The organism is Veillonellales bacterium, from assembly GCA_039680175.1.
In the GTDB taxonomy this organism is placed as follows: Bacteria; Bacillota; Negativicutes; order JAAYSF01; family JAAYSF01; genus JBDKTO01.
This window is the reverse complement of record JBDKTO010000026.1, coordinates 37,095-49,604: the sequence shown is the minus strand read 5'-3', so window position 1 is coordinate 49,604 and position 12,510 is coordinate 37,095. Positions and strand designations below refer to the sequence as shown.

Genomic DNA, 12,510 nt, shown 5'->3' with positions numbered 1-12,510 from the left:
CGCCCGGCAAAAATTGTCAGGCGTCTTTTGATATATATACCCGTGCGCCTTTAATTATACTGGAAATAAACTGATTATAGTAGTAAAATTATACTGTAAACAGGCAAAGGAGGAAATGCTAAATGGACAAGTATGATATCATTCATTTTGAATCTTTAGGGCCTGAGGCACAATACCTTGATGAAGAAACAAAAAAAGCTCAGCAGGGACATCAACTTCCGGAAATATACCGCTATCTTATTACCCCCGATAATGTACAGGATTTTTTAAAAAAGAATCCGGAAATCACTCTCCCGGACATTATAACAACAAAAACACATTCTGCTCTTCCGGCATCTTATCTGACCGGGCACAAAAAAAGCATCGTAACCCGCAGTACCGGCTACGATCACTATGAACATTTAGCGGCGAAAGCCAATATAACATCGCTGCGGGAATACTGCGTAAACGCCGTGGCGCAAACGGCAATTAAATTTCTTTACGCCGCAGCCGGAGAATTGAATCATTATACAATAAATACAGCCACCTTTGAAAGAAAAAAATCCAGGGCATTCATGGAATTGAACAAGCATAGAATTGTTACGATTTTCGGCATTGGCAAAATAGGGAAAAAAATTTACGACCTCATTGAGGCAAATGATTTGACTGCCCAGGGAGTTGATATCCGTCAGGAACAACTAGACAGCCTGTATAAAGGAAAAGTAAAATTTGTCTCGAAAGAAGAAGCCGTCAAATCAAGCGATATCATCATAAATGCGATGAATCTTACCAAAAATAGCGACAGTAAATTTTATAATCAAGGCTACTTTTCGCAAGAGTATCTGTCCCAGGCAAAACCCGGATTGATATTTATCAATGTTACACGCGGAGAAATAGCCCCGGAATCAGTATTGCTGGAGCTGTATGCCGCCGGCAGGATCAGCGGGCTGGGATTAGATGTATTTTCAAATGAAGCCGAATTTGAAAACGAACTGAATACTGCCGCTAACAGCGCAAATCCGTCATGTTCAAAAACAATAGTGGGAAAAGCATTAGACCGCAGTGCCAATATATACGTGCAGCCGCATCAGGCTTTTAACTCCGATGTGGCCGCACGAACCAAAGCCAGGGAAACGATTAATCATATTATCGCCTGGTATAAAAACAACAAGCAGGGTTTTGACGAACAGCTGCCTTACTATTAAGAACTTCTGCTCCGGCTTTTACACTTCTCAGTCAAAAAGTCGGAGCAATTTTGTATATAGAAAATTCTTTATGCCCAAGGGTTTCCGCCTTTGTTGTCTTGCCATTGACGACCTCCATCATTTCATCGAATATTTCCTGACCGACGGCTTCAATGCTTTTAGTTCCGTCGATAATGCCGGATGCGTCAATATCGATATTATCCTGCATATTGTTGTAGGTCTTGCTGTTGGCGGTAATTTTGATGACAGGCGCTAACGGATTGCCGGTCGGAGTTCCCCGGCCGGTAGTAAAGATAATAATTTGCGCTCCGCCGGCTACCATACCGGATACAGATTCAATATCCTGCCCGGGCGAATCCATAACGAACAGCCCCTTCGCCCGGGGCATATCGGCGTATTCCAACACTCCCTGCAGGGGCGCGGTGCCGGCTTTGTGTACACATCCCAGAGATTTTTCTTCGATGGTCGTAATGCCTCCCTGGATATTCCCCGGTGTAGGCTGTCCGCCTCTGATATCTTCGCCCAGTGCTTTGGCCCGTTCTTCACAGCCCTTGACAAGCCGGAGCAAACCAGTTTTGACAGTTTCATTCACAGCACGCTGCGCCAGTATCTGCTCAGCCCCAATCAGTTCGGTAGTTTCGGACAAAATGGATGTCCCGCCTTTTGCCACAAGAATGTCGGAGGCAGCGCCGCATGCCGGGTTAGAAGCTAACCCGGAGGTTGTATCCGAGCCGCCGCACTCAATCCCCAGAATTAATTCGCTTACAGCGATTTCTTCTTTCGCCTGAACGGATAGCATTTGGGAAAATTGGCGCGCAATGGAACAGCCTTTTGCCAAAGCTTTCAGCGTCCCTCCTTCTTCCTGAATGACGACACAGGCGACAGGTTTCCCTGACTTTTCAATTTCAGCAGCTACTTTGTGAGGCTCGACTCCCTCGCAGCCGAGACCAACGACAATAACGGCACCGGCATTAGGATTCAGGCCTACATTGACTACTGTTTTAAATGTCAGTTTTGCATCACCTGCTACCTGGCAGCAGCCGAAGGAATTGTTGACATACGTACTGCCATTGACTTTATTGGAAATTTCCATTGCTACCTGTGTCGAACAAACACTGGTGGGCAGCAGCAGCACATAATTTCGTATGCCCGCTTTTCCGTCCGGACGGCGATAACCTTTGAGTTTCATATAACATACCACCTTTTCTCAGAATTTGATTTCATTCTTCCCAATCTCCGCGGCCTCTTTCACTTTCCACATTATGCACATGGACATAGTCGCCACTGCGAATGTCAGCGGTTGAAAGGCCAATGGATTCACCATACTTCAGAACATGCTGCCGGCAGGGAATATCCCTGATGGCGAATTTATGGCCAAAGGGAATGTCGGCAAGAACCACCACGCTGACATCCCGGCCGGCGACAAACATGCTTACCTGAGATCCTTTTTTAATGTCGGCAGTAGCGGTGGCGACATTATCTCTGGGGTGAATAACAACGGCTTGTTTACGCATACAAAAACCTCCTTGTATTAGATTTATTTTTATATAATGCAAATTCCATGCCAAAATTTTTACCGCATCAGACTTATTGGCCAATTCATTATTTGAATTGGCCAATAAGTCTGAATAATACTGATAAATTTTAGAAAATTAACTACTTGCAAAAATATATCGGTAATAAAAAAGCACTGTTTTTGTAATCTTTATATAAAAGCAGCGCTTTATAATAAACCGTTTCTGGCGCATTTTGCATCATCTATAGGAGTCGGTTAATGGTAGAGCGGTTAATCTGCAGCCGTTTGGCCGTATTCGTTTTATTATACTTTTCTTTTTCCAGTACGGCTTTAATAATTTTTACTTTTATCTCTTCCATAGTGCCTTGCAGGAAAGAATCAGGATTGTGACCATTACTTTCCCCTCCGTCCGCCTCATCTTCCGGTTTCATTTCATCAATCAGCAGGTCAATATTGTTGACAGCAACTTCCTCGCAATTAGTGGAAATGACGATTCTCTCCATAATATTTTTCATTTCACGGATATTTCCCGGCCAGCTGTAATGATGAAACAGCCGCAGCACTTCCGGCTGAATTTTCTTTACGTGCTTGCCGTATTGATGATTATAGTACTGTAAAAAATAGTAGCAGAGAAATTCAATATCATTTTTCCTATCGCGCAGCGGAATCGTTTTTAAATTCAATACATTAATGCGGTAATATAAATCTTTACGGAATTTTTCTTCTCTGACCGCCTGGCGCAAATTAATATTTGTGGCCACAATCACCCGAATATCAATGGGAATAATTTTGTCCGATCCCAGCCGCATAACCTGTTTTTCCTGGAGTGTGCGCAGAAGTCTGGCCTGAAGCGGCAAGGCAAGTTCCCCGATTTCATCCAGAAAAATTGTCCCGTTATGGGCAAGTTCGAACAGCCCGGTTTTTCCCCCTTTGGCCGCACCGGTAAACGCCCCTTCCACATAGCCGAATAATTCGCTTTCCAGCAATTGAGGCGGCAGCGCCGCACAATTTACCGCCACAAAGGGGCCTTTTGCCCTGGGACTGGCGGCGTGAATGCTTTGAGCCAGCATTTCTTTGCCGGTACCGCTTTCACCGGCAATAAGCACAGTGGCGTCGGTTTTTGCATAATTCTGGGCAAGTGTCAGCAGTCTCAGCATCTGTTGATCTTTTGTCATAATGTCCGGAAAAGTATATTTGGTTACTAATCCTTTGGCATAAAGATTTTTTCTGATCTCCCGTTCCATTTTTTGAATCTCGGATACCTTTTTAAATGTAGACACGCTTCCGCGAACCGTACCGTCAATGAGAATAGGTACACTATTGGCAACAACGTGTTCATTCGCCGTGGATTGAATATGAGCCAATTGGGGCGCACCTGCTTTTAAGACATGGTCATGGGGAAAATTCTTAATAATCTTGGCAATCTGCTTCCCCTGCATTTCAGCGCCGGACAGGCCGAATATCGCCTCGGCACATGGATTGGCTGCTGTAACAATGCCATTTTCATCGGTTACAACCACGCCATCATGAATAAAATTTAATACTGCCCGGAATTTTTCGAATTTCTCTTTCTCGCTGTTTTGGGCGCGAATTACCTTTTGTGCCACATCAACAGCCTGCAATACCGCTTCTTTGCCGGAAGTTATCAATTGGCACTTTACCGCTAAATGATTGAATTTGCTGATGATGACCGTATCGCCGACAATGACATCTATTTTATAACGCTTGATCATCGCTTTTACTTGCTGCCGGATTATATTCCAGTCTAACTGCGGTTCGTTGGGGATAAGAATATTTTCCATCGGAATGTTCAATATACTGCTTATATCTTTGCAGCCGGCAACAACATTGCGGTAGCCGATAACACCGACTGCGGCATTGCTGTTCCGATAGGGATACAGAGCCTTTAAAATATCATAGCCTGTGACTTCGATTTCAATAACCGGAATATCCACGCAGCTGCGAATAATGGATGCGGTTCCTCCCCGGCTGATAATTGCCTGCGCGCCCTGCTGCTGTGCCGTTTGGGCAAACGGTATGCTGTCTTCCAGATTGCCCAGTTGTACGTTGATATTCCAATTCATCGCTTGGTTGATTTCTTTGCCGAGATCAGCAAGTCCGGCATAAGGCGCTATTAAGTAAATTTTCTCCAGCATTTCCCATTCTTCCTTTGCTTCCATACCTTGGCCGGTTTGGCACAGCTGGAATTCTATTCATTTTTATTATAGCATTCACCGCCGAATAAACAACAACCATGAAAAAATGCATGCTAGCTTCACATTTTTTCATGGTTGTTGTTTATTTTTAGAATAAGAAATAGCGCTGCGTCAGCGGCAAACTTTTCACCGGTTCACAGGTTATAAGCTCACCGTCCAGTTTGACCTCATAGGTGCGGGGATCCACCTCGATATGCGGCACAGCATCATTCAGAATCATATCTTTTTTGCCGATGTTTCTGCAGCCGGAAACCGGATAAAGCATTTTTTGCAAATGCAGTTTATCTATCTCCCCGTTCCGGAGTGACTCGCCCGAAACAAATGTTGCCGCCGTTTTATATTTAGTCTTGCCGAAAGCGCCAAACATATTCCGGTAAATAACCGGCTGCGGCGTCGGGATGGAAGCATTCGCCTCACCCATTCTGCTTGCGGCAATAAACCCGCCTTTAATGATCATCTCCGGTTTTACGCCGAACATGGCCGGTTTCCAAAGCACAATATCCGCCAGCTTGCCGGCTGCCAAAGAACCTACGTATTTGGACACGCCATGAGCTATAGCCGGATTAATTGTATATTTTGCAATATACCGCTTAACCCTGCGGTTGTCGTTTTGCCGGCTGTCGCCGCTTAAGGCCCCGAACTGCTTTTTCATTTTATCGGCAGTCTGCCAGGTTCTGATAATGACTTCTCCTACCCGCCCCATCGCCTGAGAATCGGAATTTATTATACTGATCACTCCCCGGTCATGCAGCACGTCTTCCGCGGCAATCGTATTGGCGCGGATGCGGGAATTGGCAAAATCAATATCTTCCGGCACATTTTTATCCATATGGTGGCAAACCATCAGCATATCCAAATGTTCAACCAGGGTATTGACCGTATACGGCAATGTCGGCGTGGTCGACGAAGGAATAATATTGGGGCAGGCTGCGAGTTTTACCGTGTCCGGAGCATGTCCGCCCCCGGCGCCTTCCGTATGATATGTGTGGATGGACCGGCCATTAATTGCTTTAATGGTATCTTCCACATAGCCGGCTTCATTAATTGTATCGGTATGAATCGCAACCTGAATATCGTAATCTTCGGCGACGCTCAGACAGGTGTCAATCGCTTGGGGAGTGGAACCCCAGTCTTCATGCAGTTTTAAGCCCATAACGCCTGCTTTCACCTGCTCAATGAGCGGTTCCCGGGAGGAAGAATTCCCTTTGCCAAGAAAACCAAAATTCATGGGAAACTCTTCAACCGCCTCCAGCATCCTGGCTATATTCCAGGGACCGGGAGTACAAGTCGTGGCATTAGAGCCATCCGCCGGTCCCGTCCCGCCGCCGATCATAGTGGTCATGCCGCTGTAAAGCGCGGTTTCTATCTGCTGCGGACTAATGTAATGAACATGCGTATCAATCCCGCCGGCTGTCGCAATCAATCCCTCCCCGGCAATTACCTCGGTCGATGCGCCAATGACCATATGCTCACCGACACCGGACGTAATGGCTGGATTGCCGGCTTTGCCGATACCGACAATTTTACCGTCTTTAATGCCGATATCCGCCTTAACAATACCCTGATAATCTATGATCAAAACATTGGTAATTAATAAATCCAAAGCCCCGTTCTTACTGACAGCGCTGCACGATTGCGCCATCCCGTCCCGAATGGACTTGCCGCCGCCGAACTTGCACTCTTCACCGTATACCGTGTAATCTTTTTCCACTTCAACAATAAGATCCGTATCGGCAAGTCTGACTCGATCGCCAATCGTAGGGCCAAACATATTTGCATATTCGCTGCCCGGTATTCTTAAACTCATTTTTTCACGCCCCCTTAAAGCCTGATTCTTGCAATTTTTTCAGTGCTTTGCTCTTCAGCTCATCATCGGTTGTCTTGCCGTTCGTCATCCCATGTAAGCCGTAAACTTCCTTATTGCCGCTCAGCTCAACTAATTCAACCTCTTTACATTCACCGGGCTGAAATCTTACGCCTGTCCCGGCGGGGATATTCAGCCGCATGCCGAACGCTTTCTCCCGGGTAAAATCCAACGACTGGTTCGCTTCAAACAGATGAAAATGGGAACCAACCTGAATGGGCCTGTCGCCCGTATTCTTAACAGCAATTTTTATCGTTTTTTCCCCGGCATTGCACAAAATTTCTTTACTCTTGACAAAAATCTCTCCCGGTATCATAAACGCTCTCCTCCTATCGTATCGGTTGATGTACTGTAACTAATTTGGTTCCGTCAGGGAAGGTCGCTTCGACTTGAACCTCGTCAATCATCGTATCGACGCCTTCCAGCACATCATTTTTAGTTACTATTTCAGTGCCGAACTTCATCAGTTCCTCTACTGTCAGACCGTCTCTCGCCCCCTCCATCAGTTCGGCGCTGATAAGCGCCACCGCTTCCGGATAATTCAGCTTCAGCCCCCTGCTTTTTCGCTTCTTTGCCAATTCTCCGGCAAAATGCAGCATCAGTTTTTCCCTTTCCTTTGGCATTAAATGCATCTTGAACACTCCTTTACCTGTCAAATCGCTATTTTCTTTTGAATCTCGTCCTGATCCAGTTCTTTTGTTTCCCCTGCCAGAACGATGCGTCCCTTATCCATCACATAATAATAATCGGCGACATCCATCACAAATTCCAGATACTGCTCCACGATTAAAATGGTAATATTGCCTTCCCGTTTCAGCCGTTTAATGACATTGCCGATATCCTGGATGACCGAAGGCTGGATCCCTTCCGTCGGTTCGTCAAGAATCAACAGCTTAGGATTGGAGACCAGTGCCCGGGCAATCGCCAGTTGCTGCTGCTGCCCGCCGCTCAAATCACCGCCTTTCCGCTGCAGCATCGTCTTAAGAACGGGAAACAAATCATACACCTTCTGGCCGATACTGCCATGACCGCCGGCTACTTCCAGCCCCAGCATAAGATTTTCTTCCACCGTCAGCTGGGGAAAAATATCCCGTCCCTGGGGCACATAGCCGATCCCTTGCCGGGCTCGCCGAAACGCAGGCTGATGAATCATCTCCCGGCCGTTGAACCGGATGCTGCCGGCCGGCGTTTTCACCAGCCCCATGACGCTTTTTAGAAATGTCGTTTTGCCTACCCCGTTGCGGCCCAGCAGACATACCACCTGACCGTCAGGCACCGTTACGCTGATCTGATTTAAAATAATGCTTTCGCCGTAATAAGCGTTAAGATTGTTTACATCAAGCATCCCGTTCCCCACCCCGTCCCAGATAAACATCAATCACTTTCTGGTTGTTCTGCACCTCGGCCATACTGCCTTCATCCAGTACGGAACCCTCATGGAGGACGGTTACTCTGCTGGCATAATCCCTGACAAATTCCATGTCATGCTCGACCACAATCATCGTACAGTCCCTGGCAATCTTTTTCAGCAGTTCGCCGGTCTTTTCCGTCTCTTGTCTTCCCATGCCGGCAACCGGTTCGTCCAGCAGCATCAATTGGGGCTTCTGCGCCAGCAGCATCCCGATTTCCAGCCATTGCTTTTCCCCATGGGCCAAAGCGGCTGAATTTTGCTCTTTCTTCTCATACAGCCCGATGGTATCCAGTACATTGTCAATCAATTCTTCCTGCTCTTTATTGGCTTTGTGAAAAATGGAAGAAACCAAGGAACGGTTTTTGACTGCCGCCAGTTCCATGTTGTCATGAACTGTCAACCCGGTAAATACAGAGGGAACCTGGAATTTTCTGCCGATGCCGATATTGACGATTTCATCTTCGGAATACTGAGTCACATCCACACCGCCGGTGAAAATAATATTGCCGGCCTTCGGCTTTACCCGGCCGCAGATGGCATCCAGCAGCGTCGTTTTCCCCGCGCCGTTCGGTCCGATGAAAAAATGGATTTCCCCCTTCTCCACCTTTGTATTCACATGGTCAACCGCTTTGAATCCGTCAAAGTTTACCGTAAGGTCCTGAATCTGCAAAATGTTTTCCATAAAAATGATACCTCCTTTTTAAAATAACGAGATACCGGAACTGACAGACATGGTATTGATTTTCTTAGGCTGCTTCATTGCTGTTCCCCGTACTGCCGCGCTTGCATTGTCTTGAATTTCCAGTGATTTTTCCGGCAATTGTTTTGACCAGGCCGACAATGCCCGTCGGCATATACAATACAACGGCGACAAAGGCAAAGCCGATAAAGAAGGACCAAACGTCGGGAAAGCTTTCGCTGATGCCGCTTTTCAGGGCATTGACCAGAATAGCGCCGATTACAGCGCCGATTAATGTTCCCTTGCCGCCGATGGCCACCCAGATCACCATTTCAATAGAAGGCACGATACCCATTTCCGCCGGCGAGATAATCCCCACCTGGGGTACATAAATAGCACCGGCAATTCCGGCCAGAGCGGCAGATAAACAGAAAACAAATACTTTGTAGCTCGTCGGATTGTAGCCGGAAAATCGTACCCGGTTTTCACCGTCCCGAATCGCCACCAAAATTTTCCCGATCCTTCTTTCCACTAACACGGTACATAAAATATACGCCAAAATCAGCAGTCCGACCGATGCATAATAAAGTCCCAGCTGGGTTGAATCCAGCGACAAGGGAAACCCGAAGATGGTTCTGAAATCCGTCAATCCGTTGGTGCCGCCGGTATACGCCTGCTGACCGACAAACAGTACCACGAAGATAATCGATAATGCCTGAGATAAAATAGAAAAATAAACACCGCGAATCCGGTTTTTAAAAGTAAGATAGCCGATAATTCCTGCCACAATAGTAGGGATCAGAATCGCCATGGTAAGAGAAAATGCACCGCTGGAAAACGGTTTCCAAAACCAGGGCAGCGTCTCCAGTCCGCTCCAGGACATAAAGTCGGGAATCTTCCCGTGGGCGGCTTCCAGCTTCAGATACATGGCCATGCCGTAGGCTCCCAGGCCAAAAAACACGCCGTGTCCCATACTTAAAATACCGGTATAGCCCCAGATTAAATCCAAACCAAGGGCCAGAATAGCAAAGGCCACAAACTTGCCCAGCAGATTGACGCGAAACTCCGACAAAAATAAGGGGGCCAGCAGCAGTAAAATAGCGATAACGCCAAAAACCAGTTTTTCCTTAGATTGAATCCGGTCAAGAATTTTCAAGACATACACCTCCTCTGCCGCTACACCTGATCATCCAGTGACCGGCTGTTGATCGTAAACAAACCTTTCGGTTTCCATTGCAAGAATAAAATCACCAGCGTAAACACCAGGACTTTTCCCAGTGACGTATTAGTAAAGAATTCAAAAGTCGTATTGGAAGTCCCAATGACCAGACCGCCGGCCACGATTCCCCACAGCGTTCCGACGCCGCCGAGAACAACCACCATGAAAGTATCCACAATATACGCCGTCCCCAGCGCCGGACCGATAGACCCGATCAAAGTTAAAGCGCAGCCGGCGACGCCGGCCATTCCCGAGCCGATTGCGAAGGTATAGGCATCGATCTTCCGGGTATTGATCCCCAGGCTGGCCGCCATATTCCGGTTCTGCATTACCGCCCGGATACGCCGGCCGGTTGCTGTTTTATACAGCAGCCAAAAAACAGCAGCCATGCAAACCACAACCAAAGCGATAATAAACAGCCGCTTGTAGGGAAACTGCAGTCCCTGGCTGACAATCCAGCCGCCGTTCAGCCAGGCCGGACTTCTCACATCCACATTGGGAGCGCCGAAAATGCTTCTCGCCAGCTGCTGCAGCACCAGACTGACTCCCCAGGTCGCCAACATACTATCCAACGGTCTTCCATAAAGATGCCGTATTACTGTCATTTCCAGAATAAGTCCCATCACTCCGGCAATCAGGAATGCAGCCGGAATCGCCAAAAAGAAATAAAGATCGAAAATACTTTTATCCACATGGGTAAGAAATAAATTTTGCAGCAAATAAGTAACATACGCGCCAATCATAATAAACTCGCCATGAGCCATATTAATCACTTTCATCAGCCCGAAGGTAATGCCAAGTCCCAAGGCCGCCAGAATAAATATGGAACTCACGCTGATCCCGTTAAAAATCTGAATGATATAGGTATCCATCCGCCCACCACCTTTTCGATAAATTCCCCTATCCGTCAACACTGTACATAACATCCCGGTTTAAACGGTACAGGCAAATTGGGCACTTACCTGCACCGTCTTAACCAAGCTGTAGCGTGATGGTTATGAATTGCTGAGTGATTTAGCCCATTCGTAGGCTTTCAGGAAGGGATCCGGTTTAATGGTTTTAACGGTACTCCAGACTTCCTTAATCAGCCCGTCTTCCGTAACTTCGCCGATCCGTACCGGCTTCCATAAATGCTGGTTCTCGCCCTCAATTTTTACGAGTCCCTCAGGCGCTTTGAATTCTAATCCCTTAGCCGCTTCCTTCACTTTGTCAACATCGGTGGAACCGGCTTTGTTAACTGCTGCCGCCCACAGATAAACGGCATCGTAAGCAGCTTCGATCGGATCATCGGTTACCCGGTCCGCACCGTATTTTCCCTTGTATTTCTTAACAAATTCCTTGTTTTCCGGTGTGTCGGTTGTTTGATAGTAGTTCCAGGATACCAGATGTCCTTTCATGTTGTCCGCGCCAATGCCGCGAACCTCTTCTTCCGCAATGCTCACCGAAAGCGTAGTAAGATCTTTAGAGGTAATTCCGGCATCTTTCAGCTGTTTGAAGAATGCCACATTGCTGTCGCCGTTCAAGGTATTGAATACCACATCCGGCTTGGAGGCTTTGATTTTATTAATGATCGTGGTGTAGTCGGTATGCCCCATCGGAGTATATTCTTCGGCAATCAGTTCGCCGCCCATAGCCTGCAGCTGAGCCTTGATAATCTTATTGGCGGTTCGCGGGAATACATAATCAGAGCCAATTAAGAAAAACTTTTTGCCTTTATTCTGCAGCAGCCATTCTACCGCCGGAACAATCTGCTGATTGGGCGCAGCGCCTGTATAAAAAATGTTGGGCGATGCTTCCATGCCTTCATATTGCACAGGATACCATAGCAGTCCCTTATTATCTTCCACTACCGGCAGAACAGCTTTCCGGCTGGCGGAAGTCCAGCAGCCAAAAATAGTAGCCACTTTGTCTTTCTGCAATAATTTTTTGGCTTTTTCGGCAAAGGTGGCCGGATTGGACGCGCCATCCTCAATCACCGGTTCCAGTTTCTTGCCCAGCACACCGCCGGAGGCATTGATTTCTTCGATTGCCATCAATTCCGCATCTCTTACCGACACCTCGCTGATTGCCATCGTGCCGCTGAGGGAATGGAGAACGCCGACTTTAATCGTATCTCCTCCGGCTGCCGGATTCTGAGCCGCCTGCTTGGAGGACGAGCAGCCCGTCAACATTGTTGACAACAGAAAGGTTGCCAGGATGACGCCTGCAATACTGCCTTTAATTTTTTTAAAAATGCCATTTCCCATAAGATTGCCACCTTTCACCACAATTTTGTCTGGATAAGATTTGGCCAAAATCATATCCCGCTGATAGCTGTCGGCAGCGCGCTGCGTACCAAACAAAAAGCGCTGCGGCAATGTTCATCGTTTCCGCTAATGCGGTCCGAAGGACATCACTCACAGCGCCTATGCTGGTTTAACT

12 protein-coding genes are annotated in these 12,510 nt (G+C 47.2%); 1 reads left to right on the top strand and 11 read right to left on the bottom strand.

The genetic code is table 11. The features are described from left to right. Nucleotides 1–122: 122 nt before the first annotated feature. The gene (locus ABFC84_04590) at nt 123–1,184 is read left to right on the top strand and encodes an NAD(P)-dependent oxidoreductase (GenBank protein MEN6412032.1); all 1,062 of its coding nucleotides are present in this window, start codon (nt 123–125) and stop codon (nt 1,182–1,184) included. 31 nt (nt 1,185–1,215) lie between these two features. On the opposite strand, the gene ABFC84_04585 is transcribed toward ABFC84_04590, so the two are convergent. The 11 genes from ABFC84_04585 to urtA form a co-directional block, all read right to left on the bottom strand. Beyond that, nucleotides 1,216–2,373: a UxaA family hydrolase gene (locus ABFC84_04585; protein ID MEN6412031.1), complete on the bottom strand. Its 1,158-nt coding sequence runs from the start codon at nt 2,371–2,373 to the stop codon at nt 1,216–1,218. A gap of 31 nt (nt 2,374–2,404) precedes the next feature. Next, nucleotides 2,405–2,698 (bottom strand): UxaA family hydrolase, encoded by a 294-nt coding sequence (locus tag ABFC84_04580; protein MEN6412030.1) that lies wholly within the window; start codon nt 2,696–2,698, stop codon nt 2,405–2,407. Between the two features lie 244 nt (nt 2,699–2,942). Further along, nucleotides 2,943–4,856 carry a sigma 54-interacting transcriptional regulator gene (locus ABFC84_04575; protein ID MEN6412029.1) on the bottom strand — a complete coding sequence of 638 codons (1,914 nt, stop codon included), beginning with the start codon at nt 4,854–4,856 and terminating at the stop codon, nt 2,943–2,945. 148 nt (nt 4,857–5,004) lie between these two features. Then, on the bottom strand, nt 5,005–6,723 hold the full coding sequence (gene ureC, locus ABFC84_04570) for an urease subunit alpha (protein ID MEN6412028.1): 1,719 nt from the start codon (nt 6,721–6,723) through the stop codon (nt 5,005–5,007). Nucleotides 6,724–6,727: 4 nt separating this feature from the next. Beyond that, complete coding sequence (gene ureB / locus ABFC84_04565; GenBank protein MEN6412027.1) at nt 6,728–7,096, bottom strand: urease subunit beta; 369 nt, start codon at nt 7,094–7,096, stop codon at nt 6,728–6,730. 13 nt (nt 7,097–7,109) lie between these two features. Continuing rightward, on the bottom strand, nt 7,110–7,412 hold the full coding sequence (ureA, locus tag ABFC84_04560) for an urease subunit gamma (GenBank protein ID MEN6412026.1): 303 nt from the start codon (nt 7,410–7,412) through the stop codon (nt 7,110–7,112). 20 nt (nt 7,413–7,432) lie between these two features. Continuing rightward, nucleotides 7,433–8,125, bottom strand: coding sequence for an urea ABC transporter ATP-binding subunit UrtE (gene urtE / locus ABFC84_04555; protein ID MEN6412025.1), 693 nt, complete (start codon nt 8,123–8,125; stop codon nt 7,433–7,435). Continuing rightward, on the bottom strand, nt 8,118–8,873 hold the full coding sequence (gene urtD, locus ABFC84_04550; GenBank protein ID MEN6412024.1) for an urea ABC transporter ATP-binding protein UrtD: 756 nt from the start codon (nt 8,871–8,873) through the stop codon (nt 8,118–8,120). The genes urtE and urtD overlap by 8 nt, the downstream gene beginning before the upstream one ends. A 64-nt stretch (nt 8,874–8,937) precedes the next feature. Further along, nucleotides 8,938–10,026, bottom strand: coding sequence for an urea ABC transporter permease subunit UrtC (gene urtC / locus ABFC84_04545; GenBank protein ID MEN6412023.1), 1,089 nt, complete (start codon nt 10,024–10,026; stop codon nt 8,938–8,940). Nucleotides 10,027–10,046: 20 nt separating this feature from the next. Then, nucleotides 10,047–10,961, bottom strand: coding sequence for an urea ABC transporter permease subunit UrtB (gene urtB, locus ABFC84_04540; protein ID MEN6412022.1), 915 nt, complete (start codon nt 10,959–10,961; stop codon nt 10,047–10,049). A 123-nt stretch (nt 10,962–11,084) separates the two neighbouring features. After that, nucleotides 11,085–12,431: an urea ABC transporter substrate-binding protein gene (urtA, locus tag ABFC84_04535; GenBank protein MEN6412021.1), complete on the bottom strand. Its 1,347-nt coding sequence runs from the start codon at nt 12,429–12,431 to the stop codon at nt 11,085–11,087. Between the last annotated feature and the right edge of the window lie 79 nt (nt 12,432–12,510).

Coding starts and splice junctions, on each gene's coding strand:
- ureC (MEN6412028.1), bottom strand. CDS start 6,723: ATGAGTTTAAGAATACCGGGCAGCGAATATGCAAATATGTTTGGCCCT.
- ABFC84_04585 (MEN6412031.1), bottom strand. CDS start 2,373: ATGAAACTCAAAGGTTATCGCCGTCCGGACGGAAAAGCGGGCATACGA.
- urtB (MEN6412022.1), bottom strand. CDS start 10,961: ATGGATACCTATATCATTCAGATTTTTAACGGGATCAGCGTGAGTTCC.
- ABFC84_04590 (MEN6412032.1), top strand. CDS start 123: ATGGACAAGTATGATATCATTCATTTTGAATCTTTAGGGCCTGAGGCA.
- urtD (MEN6412024.1), bottom strand. CDS start 8,873: ATGGAAAACATTTTGCAGATTCAGGACCTTACGGTAAACTTTGACGGA.
- ABFC84_04575 (MEN6412029.1), bottom strand. CDS start 4,856: ATGCTGGAGAAAATTTACTTAATAGCGCCTTATGCCGGACTTGCTGAT.
- ureB (MEN6412027.1), bottom strand. CDS start 7,096: ATGATACCGGGAGAGATTTTTGTCAAGAGTAAAGAAATTTTGTGCAAT.
- urtE (MEN6412025.1), bottom strand. CDS start 8,125: ATGCTTGATGTAAACAATCTTAACGCTTATTACGGCGAAAGCATTATT.
- ABFC84_04580 (MEN6412030.1), bottom strand. CDS start 2,698: ATGCGTAAACAAGCCGTTGTTATTCACCCCAGAGATAATGTCGCCACC.
- ureA (MEN6412026.1), bottom strand. CDS start 7,412: ATGCATTTAATGCCAAAGGAAAGGGAAAAACTGATGCTGCATTTTGCC.